This window comes from Alteromonas confluentis, from assembly GCF_001757105.1.
In the GTDB taxonomy this organism is placed as follows: Bacteria; Pseudomonadota; Gammaproteobacteria; order Enterobacterales; family Alteromonadaceae; genus Alteromonas; species Alteromonas confluentis.
This window is the reverse complement of record NZ_MDHN01000008.1, coordinates 19,356-37,441: the sequence shown is the minus strand read 5'-3', so window position 1 is coordinate 37,441 and position 18,086 is coordinate 19,356. Positions and strand designations below refer to the sequence as shown.

Annotated in this window: 20 protein-coding genes; 8 read left to right on the top strand and 12 right to left on the bottom strand. The window is 47.9% G+C overall.

Annotated features, from left to right (window positions below; all coding sequences use genetic code 11):
• Positions 1 to 14: 14 nt before the first annotated feature.
• Complete coding sequence (locus BFC18_RS03315) at positions 15 to 971, bottom strand: TIM barrel protein (protein WP_070123775.1); 957 nt, start codon at positions 969 to 971, stop codon at positions 15 to 17.
• Positions 972 to 1,281: 310 nt separating this feature from the next.
• Between BFC18_RS03315 and BFC18_RS03310 the strand changes: the two genes are divergently transcribed.
• Entirely contained in the window at positions 1,282 to 1,827 is a 546-nt protein-coding gene (locus BFC18_RS03310; protein ID WP_070123774.1) for a hypothetical protein, read from the top strand.
• 173 nt (positions 1,828 to 2,000) lie between these two features.
• On the top strand, positions 2,001 to 2,798 hold the full coding sequence (locus tag BFC18_RS03305; protein WP_070123773.1) for a hypothetical protein: 798 nt from the start codon (positions 2,001 to 2,003) through the stop codon (positions 2,796 to 2,798).
• Between the two features lie 203 nt (positions 2,799 to 3,001).
• Here BFC18_RS03305 and BFC18_RS03300 read toward each other — a convergent pair whose 3' ends face one another.
• Positions 3,002 to 3,847, bottom strand: coding sequence for a GIY-YIG nuclease family protein (locus BFC18_RS03300; protein WP_070123772.1), 846 nt, complete (start codon positions 3,845 to 3,847; stop codon positions 3,002 to 3,004).
• A 270-nt stretch (positions 3,848 to 4,117) separates the two neighbouring features.
• On the opposite strand from BFC18_RS03300, the gene BFC18_RS03295 reads away from it, so the two are divergent.
• Complete coding sequence (locus tag BFC18_RS03295; RefSeq protein WP_070123771.1) at positions 4,118 to 4,396, top strand: type II toxin-antitoxin system TacA family antitoxin; 279 nt, start codon at positions 4,118 to 4,120, stop codon at positions 4,394 to 4,396.
• 271 nt (positions 4,397 to 4,667) lie between these two features.
• Here the strand turns inward: BFC18_RS03295 and BFC18_RS03290 are convergent, their stop codons facing one another.
• Together BFC18_RS03290 and BFC18_RS03285 are read right to left on the bottom strand one after the other, a co-directional pair.
• Complete coding sequence (locus BFC18_RS03290) at positions 4,668 to 4,988, bottom strand: BolA family protein (RefSeq protein WP_070123770.1); 321 nt, start codon at positions 4,986 to 4,988, stop codon at positions 4,668 to 4,670.
• 2 nt (positions 4,989 to 4,990) lie between these two features.
• Positions 4,991 to 5,626 (bottom strand): alpha-ketoglutarate-dependent dioxygenase AlkB family protein, encoded by a 636-nt coding sequence (locus BFC18_RS03285; RefSeq protein ID WP_070123769.1) that lies wholly within the window; start codon positions 5,624 to 5,626, stop codon positions 4,991 to 4,993.
• 26 nt (positions 5,627 to 5,652) lie between these two features.
• On the opposite strand from BFC18_RS03285, the gene BFC18_RS03280 reads away from it, so the two are divergent.
• Both BFC18_RS03280 and BFC18_RS03275 read left to right on the top strand, forming a co-directional pair.
• Positions 5,653 to 6,846, top strand: a complete 1,194-nt coding sequence (locus BFC18_RS03280; RefSeq protein ID WP_070123768.1) for a methyltransferase — start codon at positions 5,653 to 5,655, stop codon at positions 6,844 to 6,846.
• A gap of 11 nt (positions 6,847 to 6,857) precedes the next feature.
• Positions 6,858 to 7,457 (top strand): peptidylprolyl isomerase, encoded by a 600-nt coding sequence (locus tag BFC18_RS03275; protein WP_070123767.1) that lies wholly within the window; start codon positions 6,858 to 6,860, stop codon positions 7,455 to 7,457.
• Positions 7,458 to 7,489: 32 nt separating this feature from the next.
• On the opposite strand, the gene BFC18_RS03270 is transcribed toward BFC18_RS03275, so the two are convergent.
• The 5 genes from BFC18_RS03270 to efp form a co-directional block, all read right to left on the bottom strand.
• The gene (locus tag BFC18_RS03270) at positions 7,490 to 8,002 is read right to left on the bottom strand and encodes a GNAT family N-acetyltransferase (protein WP_070123766.1); all 513 of its coding nucleotides are present in this window, start codon (positions 8,000 to 8,002) and stop codon (positions 7,490 to 7,492) included.
• Positions 7,999 to 8,628, bottom strand: a complete 630-nt coding sequence (locus BFC18_RS03265; protein ID WP_245680329.1) for a gamma-glutamylcyclotransferase — start codon at positions 8,626 to 8,628, stop codon at positions 7,999 to 8,001. The genes BFC18_RS03270 and BFC18_RS03265 overlap by 4 nt, the downstream gene beginning before the upstream one ends.
• 124 nt (positions 8,629 to 8,752) lie before the next feature.
• A complete protein-coding gene (locus tag BFC18_RS03260) occupies positions 8,753 to 11,170 on the bottom strand; it encodes a TonB-dependent receptor (protein ID WP_070123764.1) in 2,418 nt (805 codons plus the stop codon).
• Between the two features lie 176 nt (positions 11,171 to 11,346).
• Positions 11,347 to 12,327 carry an elongation factor P--(R)-beta-lysine ligase gene (epmA, locus tag BFC18_RS03255; protein ID WP_070123763.1) on the bottom strand — a complete coding sequence of 327 codons (981 nt, stop codon included), beginning with the start codon at positions 12,325 to 12,327 and terminating at the stop codon, positions 11,347 to 11,349.
• Between the two features lie 56 nt (positions 12,328 to 12,383).
• Positions 12,384 to 12,953: an elongation factor P gene (gene efp / locus BFC18_RS03250; protein WP_070123762.1), complete on the bottom strand. Its 570-nt coding sequence runs from the start codon at positions 12,951 to 12,953 to the stop codon at positions 12,384 to 12,386.
• Positions 12,954 to 12,989: 36 nt separating this feature from the next.
• On the opposite strand from efp, the gene epmB reads away from it, so the two are divergent.
• A complete protein-coding gene (gene epmB / locus BFC18_RS03245; protein WP_070123761.1) occupies positions 12,990 to 14,015 on the top strand; it encodes an EF-P beta-lysylation protein EpmB in 1,026 nt (341 codons plus the stop codon).
• A gap of 1 nt (position 14,016) precedes the next feature.
• Here the strand turns inward: epmB and BFC18_RS03240 are convergent, their stop codons facing one another.
• Positions 14,017 to 14,208 carry a hypothetical protein gene (locus tag BFC18_RS03240; protein WP_070123760.1) on the bottom strand — a complete coding sequence of 64 codons (192 nt, stop codon included), beginning with the start codon at positions 14,206 to 14,208 and terminating at the stop codon, positions 14,017 to 14,019.
• Between the two features lie 108 nt (positions 14,209 to 14,316).
• Between BFC18_RS03240 and BFC18_RS03235 the strand changes: the two genes are divergently transcribed.
• The gene (locus BFC18_RS03235; protein WP_070123759.1) at positions 14,317 to 14,628 is read left to right on the top strand and encodes a hypothetical protein; all 312 of its coding nucleotides are present in this window, start codon (positions 14,317 to 14,319) and stop codon (positions 14,626 to 14,628) included.
• 35 nt (positions 14,629 to 14,663) lie between these two features.
• Here BFC18_RS03235 and BFC18_RS03230 read toward each other — a convergent pair whose 3' ends face one another.
• Together BFC18_RS03230 and BFC18_RS03225 are read right to left on the bottom strand one after the other, a co-directional pair.
• The gene (locus BFC18_RS03230) at positions 14,664 to 15,950 is read right to left on the bottom strand and encodes a YfiM family lipoprotein (protein WP_083272895.1); all 1,287 of its coding nucleotides are present in this window, start codon (positions 15,948 to 15,950) and stop codon (positions 14,664 to 14,666) included.
• A gap of 84 nt (positions 15,951 to 16,034) precedes the next feature.
• Positions 16,035 to 16,706 carry an HAD family hydrolase gene (locus tag BFC18_RS03225; protein WP_070123757.1) on the bottom strand — a complete coding sequence of 224 codons (672 nt, stop codon included), beginning with the start codon at positions 16,704 to 16,706 and terminating at the stop codon, positions 16,035 to 16,037.
• Positions 16,707 to 16,876: 170 nt separating this feature from the next.
• Between BFC18_RS03225 and BFC18_RS03220 the strand changes: the two genes are divergently transcribed.
• The gene (locus tag BFC18_RS03220; RefSeq protein ID WP_083272894.1) at positions 16,877 to 18,055 is read left to right on the top strand and encodes a GGDEF domain-containing protein; all 1,179 of its coding nucleotides are present in this window, start codon (positions 16,877 to 16,879) and stop codon (positions 18,053 to 18,055) included.
• The last annotated feature ends 31 nt before the right edge of the window (positions 18,056 to 18,086 follow it).

Genomic DNA, 18,086 nt, shown 5'->3' with positions numbered 1-18,086 from the left:
ATTCTAATTATGGGTTAGCCCAACGCACTCAAATGGCACAAGCCACGTACCGCATCTTCAAACGGTGTTTCCGTTACGTCTACTTCCACATAACGATACTTCACGTTCTGTTTATTAAGCAGTTTCACAATAGCCGGGAAGTCGCTTTTGCCATCGCCCGGTGTACCAATGCGTGCCATTTCAGGAATGATAAATCGCGGATCGTCAGTAAGCGGCAGTGAATCATTGTAGTCTTTCATATGGCAGCCAATCACGCGGCCTTCGTATTTCTTCAGCATCGCAACAGGATCGTGTCCAGCTGCCGCAACCCAGCCCAAATCTAACTCGATTTTTACCAGTTCAGGATCGGTGTTCTCCATCATGATGTCGAAAATAACCTGGCCATCCACTTTATCAAATTCAAAATTATGATTGTGGTAAGCGAACTTAAAGCCCAGATCTTTCATGGTTTGGCCGCGTTTATTTAAGCGCGCCGCAATGGCTTTTACTTCTTCAACCGTTGAGGGCTGGTTCAACGTCACTTTGCCATCAGCAAAGCTTAAAAACTCACCCGCCATCGGTTCGATGAAGTAGTCGATATCCAGCTTTTCACCCATTTCACGGATGTAGTCGATATCTTCCAAATCTGAATTGATGTGAACGGATGGCACGCTGAGCTTATACTCTTTCAGCATTGCCGCCATGTCATCGACACTCAAACCAAACAGAGGCGCACCTTCAGCGCTAACCGAGCCACCAACGCCAAACAGTTCCAGTTGCTTAAAGCCCGCTGCAGCCAGCTTTTTCACCGTGCCTTTGAAGTCTTTCGCCAGCATGTCACGTACCATGTACATCTGAATGCCGTACGGACGGGTACCCGTAGTACCACAGCCTGCAGTCATGGAATGCGCCATTGCGCCCGGCACGGCCATCAAACCGGCTACCGCTGCCCCAGCTTTCAAAAAGTGTCGACGTGAAAGTGACGATGTCATGTTTGTTTCCCTTATCAATAACTCTGCACTTGAGTGCCACTTCGGCCATGCGCAAAGAAGTTAATTAAATGTTATCAATCTATAGATTGCCTACATTAGTGACATCGATATCATTTTACAACTGTTGTTTTGCGAAATTCCGATAAATGGCAGAGAAAAGGGGTTTATGGTTAGTAGGCATTGTGAGTTAGTGCCTGCTCTGCTGTGAAACACACTCTTTATTGAGCTGCAGCGAATATTGGCTTTATCATTTTCGCGTGCTAGTTTACTTCGCAAATATCCATAAGCAGTTATAAAGGATGAAATTGCTGTGAAGTATCAGAAGCAACTCGATAAACTTAAATCTGGCAATATGAGCCGATCGGACATTGCGAGACTCAAAACAAATGCTGAAGCACTTGTCGCAAAAGGTGACGAAGATGCCAGAGTCGTTCTTGAGGCAATCAATGGGTCTACACCTTCAGATGGCTACATACTTTTCATGGGCTTTTGCCCGAATGCAGACTTCAACCAGCGTGAGGATATTGAGTGGAAAAGAGAAGGAACCTGTCGACTCGACTATCCAACAAACAAATCGCAGATAGGCAGATGGACCACCATTTGCCCTGGCGACCTTATCGTACTCAAGAAGCGTGAAACTTTTGGCAAAACAATGAAGCTATACGGCCATGGTCGTGTAAAGAAAATCGCTTACGATGATGACATTCGCTATTTTGAAATGGATTGGTCTGCACAAGAGCAAGTCATCGAGGTACCTCTTATGGCTTGTAACGCCACCGTTGATATCAAGTCGATGGAAACCGTAGAGGCCGAAATGCCGGAAGCATTCTGGAATTGGTTAAATTCTGCGGCTTAGTTAGTTGAGAATGGATTTCGGTTAACTTACCAGATTCATTCTCATTTTTTCTTGTATCGGTCAAAAGCGGACACCAGCAATAACCAATTAAAGCTAGGCTTGTAACCGAAAGTACGGGGCTGTATACACAAAACGCCCTCGAGTTTGCATCCTAATGACCGAAGGAAATAACAATGAAAGCAGTAGACGAGTTGCGATACCGATTGAAGCGAGAACTTTCATTAGCGCAAATAGATAGTGAAATACCTGATTTAAGTACAAAGCATACGGCAACCTGTCACCAAATAGCAGCTAATGCTTGGTTTTCTGCATTCGTATACGCCAAATCGCTTAATGATAATAACGCGTTGCTTTATTCACAGCGCGCCGATGAATATTACCAAAAAGCTTATGACGTACATCCGCCGGGACAACTTTACAATTTAACACAACTTTACATTAATGCTGTTTTGCGTGGTGATGATACCCGACTTGACTTGGCTAAGCACATATCCATCATGGCTTATGATAAAACGCAAGATGAAGTGCATAGTGTATTGACGCTAGTAGGGGCACTACTTTCAGTAAATCTGTCGGTAAAAGATTTTTTACCGCGACTGGCGAATGAAGAAGAGCATAAGTCTGACATAGTGCCTTTGGGCAGTACCGACGCAGTCAAGGCTATTTTATCTAATGATGAACCCGCGCTTATCAATAGTGTAGATGAATTGTTAGCCATTCATGCCAAACGGGCAGGTAATTTACGGTCCTCTATTAGTATTGGCTCTTCCAATACTGTGATATGCCGTATGGCTATTTTACTTTGCGAAGCGGCACAGCAACGCGGTATGGATATAACGGAGAAATTAAGCAAGCGCCGTCAAAAGATGAATTTAAGGTTGTGTAGTCCTGCAGAATTTCCTGATATCAAAGAAACAATAAAGTTTCCGCTGGAGGTGGATTTTTTAACCGGTCAGGCTTTTCTCAAATAAATAAACCGACTAATAGGTCATATAGAGAAATTCTCTGAATGTCCTTTTTTCATAGCTTTACGATAATTGTGATATCTGCTTCTCATTCTATCTGCCGCAAATAAGTTGATAGCTTTTAGATTTGAATTAACTCAAAATCGAAACTATCAGGTCGCGTATGAGCCATTACATTTAGGGAGTGGCCAGCGAACAATAAGGTTTTGCTAATTGTCGTTGAGCCCAAAATTTCTGGTGCCTAAACACAATTTCCATCGGTTTTCTCTGGCAATCACGTCTTCGGCCGACATTGTAGCAGGAGAAATTTCTAAAATAGAAAATTCAAAAAAGTGAGTATCCAAACCCTTAAGCAATTTATTTCCACCATGGCCACTGGACGCGTAGGCACTCCAGCGCCCCAAAATACCGCCTTTACCGTAGGCCGAACCTACATAGAGTTTTCCATCCAAGGTATTTTTTATAAGGTAAACGCCATTCACTGATGAAAGGGCATTTACCCAACTTACGTTAGAGTCTGTATCTTTTATCAGTTTTATTAAGTCCGCGTAACTCAATAAAACGCTGTCATATGAGCTAAATTCACCAATGGAGTTAGTAGGCTTGATTTCGACTATCGGTTTATCTTTTGACTGAACCCAGCTAACTGTGGATTTTCCCCAATCAATAACCAATCGTTTAGGGATATCCTGCATTTTGGCGCTTAGCTGTAATTCATAACGATCTGTATTTTCAGACCACTGTTTGGGGAAATTATATTTATCTAACTGGGCAAAATGTTCTGCAGAAAGCTCCCGGTTAGCAGTGACGCCGAATACTTCCCATATACCCAGAAACAAAGATGTAGTGCCACGGCCGGGACAAAATACTGCCAAATATTTCGCATTTCCGTATTTGCCCGGTTTCTGCCAAGCAGTATATTCAGTAAATTTTTTGGGATCCTGTTCGAAAGTATCTAAGGCACTAACTTCCTTATTTCCATGTCTAATCAGCCTGACTTGAGTTGGCGGTATTGAGTAGGCTTGTAGTAAACCAAATAATGATAAGTATTCCATCTGGACCTTGTTTTGGTTCTTTTAAGTTTAGATAAGTAGTCAACATTACACGAATAACTTGATGAAAAAAATAAAGTTTAATCCTTATGCAGAGGACTTCATTATCTACAGTTGTCGATTCATCTGATGTACGAATCTCGCTCTTTGGTGACATCCAGTGCAGCTTAAAATAAGGCCTATTTAGTTGAGCCCAAATGCCACATCGCTTACTATTCGTACAATTTAAGCGCGTAACTCTGATGTGACACTTAGACACACAAAGGCTAAACAATGAGTACCAGGTTGCTTCGCATCACCGCCAGAGTTGATGCTGATACACAAGATTTACTGACTAAGGCTGCTGCCATCGCAGGCATGAGCAGTATTAACTCATTTGTTCTAAATGCGGCAATCGAAAAAGCTAAACGAATCATAGAGCGCGAGCAGAGTTTAAAGTTAAGCCAAGAAGATGCGATATTACTGATGGAAGCACTCGACCGACCTGCAGCATTGAATTCAAAACTAAAATCGGCTTCAGAGCGATACGAAAGCAAACACTTGATAACGTGAGCCATTGAGAGCAGCGGCAGGAGTGATGCTGTAACAGAACCGTCAGCCGCAGGGATGCGGCTGTCGAGCTCACAGGGATGTGTTCACAGCGTGTTCTGTTACAGCATTACGGATGCTGCGAAAGCGACAAATCACTGTTAGCTCGCGGACTGAGAGTCGATTGTGCGAGGAAACCGTCAACCGCAGGGATGCGGTTGCCGAGCCTCCAAGAATGGATTTACGGCGTGTTTCAGAGCACCTTCGGCTTTTAGGCCGGAAGAGCTAACAAGGCTCACCCCAGCTTGCTGCCGCCGAGGCAGTTTGGTGAGGCGTTTACGCTGCCGCCTCTGGCTTCCCATTCTTCTGGGGTGTAGGTGTGCATGGCTAACGCGTGTACCGGGCCTTGTAAGGCTTCGGCAAGCAGGCCGTTTACTTTTTGGTGTCGTGGTACCCGGCGCACGTTTTCAAAATCGCTGGTGACTACAGTAACTTTAAAGTGGCTTTGCGCGCCCGGTGGTACATTGTGCATATGACTTTCATCCAGCACTTCTAAGTACACAGGCGACAGGGCTTCTGTTAATTGCTGTTCAATAAAGGCTTTTACGTCAACCATGATTACTCCGGTGTAGCAGGATAAATATAGCGAAATGTAAGGTTGATTCTACCACCGATACTGCGGGTCGTCTTGTTGATACCGTGCAGATAATTACGTTGGGTATCACCGCGCATTATTAGCAATGAGCCATGCTCCAGATTAATCCGTGTGGTTTCTTTCGTTTGCTTGTGGCGGAATATAAAGGGTCGCCCTTCGCCCAGTGTTAACGAAGCAATAACCGGTTGCACGCCTAATTCAGGTTCGTCATCGGCATGCATGCCCATGCTGTCTTGTCCGTGTCGATACCAGTTTGCAAGTACGCTGTTAAAACGGCACTCGGCTGTTTTTTCGCAGCGCGAACGCAGGTTTTGCAATTCCGTTGTCCATTCCTTGGGCACCATGGTGAGTCCAGAGTAGGTGTATTGGGTGGTCAAATCACCATACCAGGCTTGCAGGCGGGGAATTTTCACCGGCTTGCCAAACAGTTTAATGGTATCCTGTGACCAGCTTAATGATGATGCCAACGCATGATAAAACGCAGTGGCCTCTTGATCTACCAGCCAGCGGGGCATGTAAACCACATCGGCCCCCGGCAGCGGAATAATCTGAGGCTGCGAAGCGTGTTCACTGTCATCATCGAAAAATGAAAATTGCATAAACCTGGAACCTGTTAACCATACCCATGAGCGACAACACCGTTTTCGCATTTCGCGACCGCACACTTAAACTTATCCGCCACCCCGCCAAACACCAGCATGTGAGCTTGCAGGCCTGGGACAGTGCGGATGAGCTGATTATTGATCACATTGCTGAAAGCCAGTCTTCATCTTTGGGCAAATGTATCATATTCAATGATGATTTCGGTGCACTGGGCTGCTGGTATGCCGATCACGCCCCGCACTGGGTATCGGACTCGTGGATTTCGCACCGTTCGCTGGAAGATAACCTGGTAGTAAACGGGTTCGAAGAAAGCCTTACTGCGGAAGGTTTGGTAAGTGCGCCGGTAACCGCTACAGACTGCCTGGCCGCGCTACCAGATAAACCCGATACGGTAGTGCTGAAAATTCCCCGGGCACTGGCACTGCTTGAGCATCAGCTAATTATGTTGCAACAGGTCATTACACCCGACACGCGCATCATTGCTGGGGCGAAAGCAAAAACCATCACGAAAAATGTGCTGGAACTGTTCGAGCGTTATATTGGCGAAACGAAAACGTCGTTAGCAAAGAAAAAGTCTCGCTTAATTTTTTCCACACCTGATGCCGCTAAGCTCGACGCCCCTGCAACATCGCCCTACCCGACTCGTTGGTCTGTTCGTACCCAAAACGGTTTGAATGTATCTGTGGCGAACCATGCGAATGTGTTCTCCCGCCAATCGCTAGATATCGGTGCCCGTTTCATGTTGGAACACATGAATGTGACCAACAATGAGCGTGTTATTGATCTTGGCTGCGGTAACGGCGTGCTTGGGCTTAACGCACTTTCTCTGGCCCCGGAAGCCCGCATTACGTTTGTCGATGAGTCTTTCATGGCGCTGGCATCGGCAAAGCTGAATGTGCAGGAAAATTTTCCTGATGCGCTGGAACGCTGTGAGTTTGTGCCCTCGAACTGTTTGGATGCAATAAGGCAGCGTGGCGACGGCGGTTATAGCAAGGTATTCTGCAATCCTCCATTCCACCAGCAAAATGCCATTACCGATCATATTGCCTGGCAAATGTTTACCGATGCTAAAGATTGTCTCGCCCGTGGCGGCCATCTTGTGGTGGTAGGCAACCGCCATCTTGATTACCATATAAAATTAAAGCGGATCTTCGGCGGCGTGAGTCAGCTTGCCAGTCACCAGAAGTTCGTGATTCTCAACTCAGCTAAACGTTAAGGGAGTTCACTATGTTACGTACGTTGTTTCTGGCTTTAGTGCTGATCACCACCTCTGCGGTTGCAGCGAAAAAAGAAAAAGACGGTTCTCATGTTCAGCCAGATAACTACTATCCGCGGGTTAAAATGGAGACTTCTGCAGGCGATGTAATCGTAGAACTTTATCGTCGCCGCGCCCCCATTACCGTAAATAATTTTCTGCGTTACGTAGATGCAGGCAGCTACAACAACACGGTATTTCATCGCATTGTGCCCGGCTATATTGTGCAAGGCGGTGGCTACGATGTGGAATATGGTGAAAAGCCAGAATACGACCCGATTTTTAATGAGTCGGGTAGCGGTATGAAAAACAAAATGTACACCATATCGATGGCACGTCAGAACAATCCGCATTCGGCTACTCGTCAATGGTTTTTCAACATGAATGACAACAGCAACCTGGACCCGGGACGGGACTGGGGTTACTCGGTATTCGGAATGATTGTTGAAGGCGAAGCAGTTATTGAGAAAATGATGGAAGTAGAACTCGATTATCAGCCTGCTATTGGTGAAGTCAATTCGCCCAAAGAGCCTATCATTCTGAAAAAAGTGACGGTGCTTCCACCGGTTTAAGACACAAAGAAATAAACCCGCGCCCCGCTCATTCAGCGGGGCGTTTTCATTTCCAGCCAGAAAAACTGTTGCCCACGGATGCCCGGCATAAACAGTTCGCCTTGTCTGTTAAAGCCCAACTTTCTAAGCAGTTTCTGCGAATCATGGTTTTCACCATGGGTCATGGCAGTGAGATAGTCCACGCAGAGCTGCTCACGGGCAAACGCAATAACCGCCTCGCACGCTTCGACACCCATTCCTTTTCCCCTGGCTTCAGGTAATAACGCAAAACCTAAATCAGGCGCAGAGAACAGCCCACGGTTTATTAGCCCGCACATGCCAAGGGCTTTACCCGTTAATCGATCTTCAATAGCGAACAAACCATAACCGTGGGTATCGAAATGCTTCATGGCATTGTCGATATAAGTGGTGGCATCGAGCAAGGTATTCACGCCACGGTTACCAATAAAACGCAACCACAGTGGATCGTGGTTAAGTGCATAGATCCAAGCTTCATCGCCATGTCGGGGTTGGCGTAAATCTAATTGAGAGGTAGACAGTTTCATAGCAGCGCCCCCAGAATGGTGTCAATGATGTCACGATGTGCCGGTGAGACCTTAGCGGCACGTGGGTATTGTGGTTCATGCCTGTCATCTATCAGATGCTGATTCCAGTGTCCGGTTTGCTCGACAAACGTTTTGGCGGCTTCTTCGCCCCCCGCTTCCAGGCATCCAGCCATACACGTATCGACATAAGAGCGATGAATAGGATAATTGGCTTCTGCCGGGTAGCTAGCCAACGAACGACAAATATAGACTCGCTTTTCCCCGAGAAAATTCTGTAAAGCATGGGCGGATTGCGTAGGCAAATGAGTCGAAATCTGTGTTACTGGAACCTGCTCGAATTGATAGTCTTTTTCGCGGTCGGCAAGGGCGGGATCGATATCTGTAGCAATAAGCTGTGCATTCAAACAGCCCTGAACGTCGGGCAACGCACCCACATACGTTTGTTGTTCTTCCAGACTGCGCGTGATCCAGGCTCGGGCATAACCAGCAACCTGTACCAACAGACCTTGATGCTCGATATTAGAGAAACGACGACGGCTGTCACTGCTCATCAGGCTACCGTAGCCGAGTACCAGGGGCTTATTCTCCGTAGCCCGCATCCACGATGTTAATTCTGAAAACTGCAAAAAAACTCCCGCGATGGAAAACCATAACGGGAGCCAGTATAGCGTTTAGTGAACCGGCCTTCACGTAAATACGAAGGATGGATTTACGGGAACACACACATCACCCGGTTCACATGCCAGTGACTTAAAACACAGCGCGTACGCCTACCGAGAAGTTGCGGCCCGGAAGCGGTGCCAAATCTTTCAGGAATGAAGTATGTACACGGGCCTCTTCATCAGTGATGTTGTCGGCACGGGCAAACAAAACCCAATCGACCCCAGCTGAGGCGATATCGTATTCCACACTGGCGTTTAACAGCGTGTAGCCATCGGTAGCCGTTTCGTAAGGCGCGGTTTTAGTTTGCTCGTCATACCATTCAACGCCTACTTCACCACCGAGCGACTGCCCCTGATAACGCAAGGTCGAGCCTAAACGCAACGGTGGAATACGCGGTAAATCTTCATTATCGAGCTTGGCACGAATATAGTCGCCGTAGGCTTCTATGCGCCATTCGTCTGAAATGTTGTAGAACACTTCCGCTTCGAAGCCGTAGAGATCAGCGTCAGACTGCTGGAAGTAATACACCGGCGTGCCTTCTTCCTCATGTTCGTGCTCGGCCCCCTCTTCAGCCAATTCCTCTTCATGTTCTTCAGAAATGGCCAGTAATCCGGTGCCGCTTTCGTAAATGTAGTTGTCTACCTGGTTGTAAAACAGCGACGCGGTATAACCCCAATCCCCGTTGAATTTGCGGAACGTTAAATCCAGGTTGGTGCTGACTTCTTCGTTCACATCGCGCAACGTGTCAGACAACTCACCTTCATCATCTAATTGATAAACCAAACCTACTTCGTAAGTGCGAGTGGCAATGTGCTGACCCCCAGAGAATAATTCTTGCTGACTAGGCGCACGTTCGTTGCGAGACAACGTTAAAGCCACGGCATAGCCCGGCTGGTATTCCCAGTTCGCACCGGCGGACAGCGAAACACTGGTAAAGTCGTAATCCGGGAAGTTGAACGTTAGCGCTTCTTCTTCATGTTCTTCTTCCTCATGCTCATGTTCCTCTTCATCGAGGTGCTCAACATGAAGCTCTACGGTGGCATCGTCGGCATCGAATGAGGTGTTTTCCAAGCGCCCACCCAACTCAAAGGTCACATCGCCAACCTTCTTCTGTTCAATCAGGAACAGCGCCTGTGTATCCGTTGTTGTTGGCGGTGAAAAGGCTTCTTCCCCAATCGCTTCGTAGTCGCTGTTTGTTAGCTGCATACCGAACACGCCGTGCCAGCCTGCAATGCCGGTGTGCGCGATGGTCAGTTTGGCATTCACGCCTTCATTATTAAACTGGGTACCGATTTCGCCGTCTTCAATTTCAACGTGGCTGTAGTCGGTGTAAGCGGCAGCAAAACGAATATTGTCGATACCGTCAGTGGGTGAATGCCACTCGCCGGCCAATTGATAGCGAGTCATATCCACATCAATTTTAGTGCCTTCTTCGTGACCTTCTTCCTCATGCTCTTCACCTTCTTCATGTTCTTCTTCCTCATGATGATGGTGATGACCCGGCACGCCGTACAGGTTATCGAGCTTTTCTACTGAGAAACCAATGTAGCCTTCATCCTGAATGTAACTAATGCCCGCATTGAAGTCTGTGGTATCCATGTCTGTGCTACCCAGCGTACCGTAGGTAGCATCTTCATCAGGTTCAGCTTCGGAATAGCCGGGAATATCAATGTCGTCGGTCTTACGCTTGAATCCATCAAAATGGAATGCCACGTTGTCTTTGCCTGTGGTGACATCCACTTTGCCAAATTTGCCGTTGTCCACGGTGCTGTAACGCAGTTCGGCTTCCCCTTCAGTGCCGTAAGGCATTTCTTGCGGAATACGTTTATCTACGACGTTGACCACACCACCAATGGCACCCGAGCCATATTGCAACGTTGCCGGACCACGCAACACTTCCACCTGAGTGGCACTTGAGGTGCTTGCTGCCACGTTATGATCAGGACCAATGCGCGATACATCGCCAACATCCAAACCATTTTGCACAATCTTCACGCGGGGGCCACCAGCACCACGGATCACCGGGCTGCTCGCCACCGGACCAAAATAAGAAGAATGCACACCCGGCATGGTTTTCAGGGTTTCACCTAACGTGGGCTCTTGCTTGCGGCGTAACTCTTCTGCGCTGAGCACAGAGACCGGCGTTACGCTTTCAAGTATAGATGTTTGCATAGCGGTGGCGGTGACCACGATATTCTCAACTGATGCTGGTGCCAGCGTGAAATTCAGTTGTTGATTGCCGGACACTGGCCCTAAATCTTTATCACCGTGGAGATATTTGCTTGAGGACACATGAACGTGCACATCTTTGGCGCTAATATCGGCCATGGTGTAAACACCGTTTTCATCTGTTAGCACGGTTTTACGCGAACCTTCTACCGACACTTGTGCGCCTTTAATTGGCGCACCTGACTCGTCGGTCACTTTACCTGTAATTGTCGTGGCGAACGTGCCACTGCTAAATGCCGCCAATACGGCAGCAGCAAGAAGAGAGGGTTTGTACATGGGGGATGTTCCGTCAACTACTAATGATTTTTTGTAATGTTATAACATTTTTAACGGAAAGCGGTCTGAGGTCAATCCCCATTCACCGATGAAAGCAGTTAATTATCGATGATATAACATAACAATGACATTTTCTATCGTAGGAAACCCATTAACAAAGAAGCAACGGTATTGTATTAGGCCCGAGATACCGGAAAAGTGATTACGTCTTGTATATGAGAAGCACCCAGTTTAAGCATCAATAAACGATCGATACCGAGTGCCACACCGGCACAGTCGGGTAGTCCTGACGCCAGCGCTGAAAGGAAGTATTCGTCTACGGGTAAAGGAGGTAAGCCGATTTCCTCACGTTTTGCATTATCGGCAAGAAAACGCTGGCGCTGCTCACTGGCATTAGCCAGTTCATAGAAGCCATTGGCCAGCTCAACGCCTTTGAAATACACCTCAAAGCGATCTGCGGTGCGTGGATCGTCTGCATTTACTTTCGCGAGTGCAGCTTGCGATGCAGGAAAGCCATAAACAAAACAAGGCGAATCGGCTCCAATAAGAGGCTCGATGTATAAACTGAAGAGTAGTTGCAACAGTGTATCGGCATCGTCTGGAAGCCCGGCATTCATATCCAGGCCACACTCAACGGCTTTTTTTTGCAGAACCTCTACCGGTGCCGTTAATGGGTCGACCGATAACTGGCGTATAAACACGTCCTGATAGCTGACCTTTTCCGCCGGATCGGTATTCAACGTGGCCTGCAACAGTTCATCCATCTCCGCCATCAGTGCGTGATGGTCGAATCCGGTACGATACCATTCCAACATGGTAAATTCCGGATTGTGAAACCGCCCAGCCCCTTCGTGGCGAAACGCTTTGCAAATCTGATAGATAGAATCACTGCCCGCGCACAGCAAGCGCTTCATGGCATATTCTGGCGAGGTTTGCAGATACAGCGTTTCTGGTTTGCCTGTTTCGCTGTGAGAAAACGCACTGGAAAAGGCTGCAAGATGCACATCGGTAACTGTGCCGTGGCTTAACAGAGGTGTATCGACTTCCAGCACATCGCGCTGATAAAAGAATTCGCGAATGGTGCGTAACAATGCCGCACGTTGGCGCAGGTTATCGAAGGCGGCGGTGGGCTGCCAGGCGTCAGAAGGTGTTTGCATAAGAGGGAGCTTGAAGTGAAAAAAGCAGACGGCGCAAGAGCGCCGTCAGGAATTGCTTATTTTTGTGCGCGTGACACGTATTCGCCAGAGCGCGTGTCCACACGGATCACTTCGCCTGTCTGTACGAACAGAGGAACACGAACAACAGCGCCGGTAGACAGCGTTGCTGGTTTACCACCGGTACCTGCAGTATCGCCCTTCAGACCTGGATCTGTTTCGGTAATTTCCAGCTCTACGAAGTTGGGCGGAGAAACGGTGATAGGCGCGCCATTCCACAACGTGATGGTGCACACATCATTCTCTTTTAACCATTTAACGTTTTCGCCAACCGCTTTTTCATCTGCCGCGATTTGTTCGAATGTATCGTTATTCATAAAGTGGTAGAATTCGCCGTCGGTGTACAGGTAGGCCAATTCCGTATCCATCACGTCAGCGCCTTCTACTGTTTCACCAGAGCGGAACGTTTTTTCAAGAACTTTACCGGAAATAAGTTTACGGATTTTAACGCGGTTAAATGCCTGACCCTTTCCTGGTTTTACGTATTCGTTTTCAAGAATGTTACAAGGTTCGCCGTCAAGCATGATCTTGAGGCCGCCTTTGAATTCGTTAGTGCTGTAAAAAGCCATATTTTTCTCTGCCAATACATAAGGTGTAAATACGAAGTGGCGCAAATAATACCTAAAAATAGGCTGTCTGTAGAGACAAACTGGCAAAAAGATCTTGCAATGGCGTTTACTCGCCCGGAAGACCTGTTGAACTACCTCGATCTCGATGCTGAGCACCTTGGTCACCACGGAACTGCCAGACGATTATTTCCCATGCGTGTTCCTCGCCACTTTGCTTCTTTGATGGAGAAAGGAAACTGGCACGACCCTTTATTGCGCCAGGTGATGCCACTGACAGACGAGTTCGAAGCTGCCCCCGGTTACAGTGCTGATCCGCTGGAAGAGCACGACACGGCGGGGAAAGGGCTACTGCACAAATATCAAAGCCGGGTTTTACTGATTGTGCGTGGCGGCTGTGCGGTGAACTGTCGCTATTGTTTCCGTCGTCATTTTCCCTACGCTGAAAACGCGGTAAGCAAACGTGAGTGGACGGAAGCCCTGAAGTACATTGCTGCCGATAAGAACATCAACGAAGTGATTTTCTCTGGCGGCGATCCACTCATGGCCAAAGATGACCACTTGAGCTGGCTAGCCAATGAAATAGCGCGTATTCCCCACGTGCGTCGCTTGCGTATTCACACCCGCTTACCCGTAGTGATGCCGGAGCGGCTCGATAGTGCGTTTGTGAACTGGATAAGTGAGTTGCCCATACCGGTGATCGTGGTACTGCATGCGAACCATGCCAACGAGTTCAGTCTATTATTAATAGAACGCCTTAACCTGCTGCGCAAGGCGGGCGTTATGTTACTTAATCAGTCGGTGCTGCTTAAAGGGGTGAATGATTCTGAGGATGCTCTGGTTGATTTGCAGGAAGCATCGTTCCAGGCAGGGGTAATGCCGTATTATTTATTTCAGTTAGATAAAGTACTCGGCGCCGCCCACTTCGAGGTGTCCGATGAAAAAGCCAAAATGCTGATGGCCGGAATGATAAAGCGCCTGCCGGGGTATCTGGTACCTAAACTCACCAGGGAGATTGGCGGCCAGCCCGGCAAAACGCCTGTCGACTTACAATTACACCCTTAAATCACGCGTAGGTATCTACGTTGGCACCCAACGACGGATTCCCGGATGATGGTTTTGGTACGTCAGCGGCCGATTCCAACAGCTGAAGCGAAGCTTTTCCCTCTTGTTGCTGCTGGCTTTTTGCCAGCTTCAGAGAGGCCAACTCAAGCGACGCACCGGATGTACCAGAGGCACCTGCACCTTGTATATCCATACCAGTTTCCTTTGTTGCTTGTAGCAAGATAAAAAAGTGGGCAGAATTGCCCACCTCTCAGTGTTATCGACCATACTTTAAACAACTTTAGCAGAATTTCGGAGAACCATGCAGGCGATCAACGACCAACTTCAGGACACTTTGCAGACTCTGCACCGTAAAGCCATTGATGCAGATGCATTTCTTGATCAATTACAGCAGTCTCAAAAAGGAAAATTTCAGGCCATTTTTACCGAGGAAAGTGGTTTTGAAACCAGCTCAAAACGATTCTCACCCTATATAGAAGAAATCGCCAGAGACTGGCAAGCCATTAAAGACAGCGACGAAGCCACGTTTAAGGCTGGCCTCGCTCCACTGGTAAAGAAAATTGAACTGGCGTTAACGACCCTGGCTCAGTTTCAGGCTGTTGGTAAGCAATAACGCCTCACATTGGCTGAAGCGATGTTGGCGCTCTGTCAGTTATCTAACTGATAGAGCGCAATAGTGGCAAGACGCGCTTTAATTTTGGCAACCTCATCAAGATAGTCGTTGCTGTCAACGGCACCAAATTTGTCTTCAAACTGGGTTTTCGATAACCCTTCTGCTAACCCATCTATGGGCGGCATAATCACGCTATCATCGTGCATCTGAGACAACATATTCTGCACTTCCTGGGCATGCTTGGGCGATGTAGCAACCTCCGCAAATTCGACGCCAGCCATATCTGCACTTAGATCAACAAACGAATAACCACTGCCGCCAATGGCGCGGTCCATTAACTCTTTGAATTCACCAATGGCCAGCGTGACACCCTGCTCACTGAGAATTTTAAGCGCTGCCGAGATAAGAAAATGTCGGGCGAGATCGTTCCTGCCGCGGAGCAATGGCGGCGTTAATGGTTTTAACGCTTTTTCCGCGTCGGGTTGTACATCACCGACAAAATTCGCTACCCGGTGATGGCCGATAAAAATCGCTAACGCCAGAATAGCCGCTTTATTATGTTCGGCGGCATCTTCTGGCGAACTGCGCTGTGCTGCGCGCTTCATTGTCAGACGGATAAAATCGATTGCCGGTTGCGGCGTGTCGGCCAAAGTAATATCTTGCCAGGCAATGTACTGAAGATAGTAAGCCGTCATATCCCGAAGTTCGTCGTCCTGATCCACCGACAGACCATTTTTCACTTCATTCAGCTGACGCAGAAAGCCGTCCATAGGGCGCAACGACACCATGACTTCTTCATTGCTCATGCTGACTTTTTCTATTTGCTCGCGAGCCTGCGTAGCAATATTGCTTTGCGTCCAACGGTTAACAAGCCATTCAGTGAGGCCTACGGCCATGCCGCCGGGAATGTAGAGATCGCCCACCTTCACTTGCTCCAGCACAAAGGCATTGGCTGGCAACAACGTAGCATCAATATTCAGATAACCGTCGAACAATTCAACAGGTATGGCAATACTGGCTTGCACCCGTGTTGCGTCTGGCGTGACTGACACTTTCCCTCTAAAACCGGCTGTCGCGCGTTGAAGAAACCCGACTATAGCATCCAATTGTTGCGTGTTTATGGTAATCGTGTGGGCCTGGTGCCGGTCTGTCACACTGGATTCCAGTTGCGCTAATAAGTCATGAACGGTGTCGGCATCAGCAACCTGCTCCGCCGCTTTAACATCAACTTTAGGTTCAGTTTCGACCATCAATACCACGATGCTTGTCAGCGCCAACAAACAAAGCAAAAAAAGAATGACCAGACCACGTATTATGCGCAAGAAATTCGCCTTTTTAATTATCAAAGCTCATCGTATTTTTTAAGAATTCGCCAACGAATTCAATGCTACCAATGACTAAACTGCCTAGCGTTCCATCATCCACCAGGCTTGCAAGGACGGATATTGTGCCGTTGCGCCAGAGAAATCGTGCTGCGCAGAATGGCTAGTAGGAATAACCACGCAACCGGCTCCTGCGGCTAACGCCGAACGCATACCATGTTCAGTATCTTCTACGGCAACACATTCTTGGGGTTTTCGGCCCAGCATTTTCATGGCTTTAAGGTAGCAATCCGGAGCGGGTTTACTGTGCTCGACATCCTCAACCGTTACCGTAACTGAAATCATATGCCGAATACCCCGGGCGTCCAGCGTACGCTCCACCGATTGACGACTTCCACCCGTGACAATAGCCAGTTGGTAACCACTTTGATAACACTGCTTGATGGTGTCGACGGCGTGAGGCATTAACGGGAAGGGTTGTTTAGCGAGATACGCATTGGTACGCGCATGCTTAATAGCGGCCAATTGCTCCGGTGAAACGCTCAGCGAAAATGCCTTTACCGCATCAACGGCATTTTGTGCAACAGGAATTCCCGCCATGACATCTGCATAAAACGCCTCTGATATGTCTACTCCGTAGTCGCGAAGCACACTTTGCCAGAGTGCAAAATGCACCTGTTCAGAATCGATGAGGGTGCCGTCGTGATCAAACAAAATAGCACGGGTGTTTTTGTTAACTGCGCGTTGACTGGCCATAAATTCCGGCTCCGCTTAATAATACCTTTAGTTGATATCTACAATACCTGTTTTTTTTCACAAATCATTACCCATTCATCGCATTGATATTGAATTGCATCGGGTTATGCATCAGATTATCAACCCTGTATCACGGAGTCCGATACGCTTCCCATCACTTTGGATATCAAATGGATTTGTTAACTCTGACAATCAGCACTGTAATGTTCAGTGCGATGACGGCTGCCGCCTTGGTGTCGCTGTACATCACAAATAAAACGAACAAAGCGATGTGCGATTGGGCTATTGCCGGTGTTCTGTTCTTTAGCTGTAATCTATCAATTCTTGTATCGACGTTTTTCACACTTCCCTGGTTGTTATCGCCGGTGCTGTCTAATGTGATGTATATCGCCGCCCACGGATTCATTTTCAGCGGCATTGTTCGACATACTCGCAATGAAAATGCTTACCTCACCATCGCTTCTATCTGTGCAATGGTGTTTTTGATTCAGTTTGCTCCTCACGTGAGTGAGAGCGTTACCTTTCGGCTCCTCACTATTCTGCCAATGATGATGGCCTTAAATGGGCTCTCGCTTTTTCATCTTTGGCGTTTTAGAAACTCTTCACTGGGAAAAGGATATTGGGCTGCGGGATGCGCGCTTTCCTTATTCATTGTTTATACGCTCGTGCATATGGGCATGGTGTTGTCGTACCCGGAAAAACTGGAGTATCTCGGGGATGATATTGTGCAAACAACAAACTTGCTGGCCACCACCTTATACGATGCAGGAATTACGCTTGGGGTGATATTTATTCATGCGTGGCATCGTGAAACGACGCTTAGAAACCTTTCACGAACTGACGCCCTTTCAGGATGGTATAACCGTCATGCACTGAATGAGTTTGCCACCCGGGAGTTTGCCCGCTGTCAACGCGACAAAACCACGTTTGCTTTTGTGACTTTCGATATCGATTATTTTAAAAAGGTAAACGACACCTACGGCCATTTGATTGGCGACCATGCTTTGAAACATATCGCTAGCGTGGCAAAAGACGCCACCCGGGAATACGACTACCATTTTCGCCATGGCGGCGAGGAGTTCGTGTTAATGTTTTCGGGTCTGCAAATCAACGACATTGAAGTCGTCGCTGAAAGAGTGCGTCGTGCAATTCATGCAGCGCCGTTTGTTACCCCCACAGACACCATTCCCCTTTCCGTTAGCTTGGGCATTGCCGCCATGGAGCCGGACGACCTGAATTGGCACGTAGTGCTGGAAAGGGCTGACAATGCGATGTATCGCGCGAAGAAAGGTGGGCGTAACAAAGCCGAACGCTTCAATCAGCAAAAACTGTCGCTGGTTAAAGCATAACGGGATGTCGTAGCCCCCCGATACTGCAACG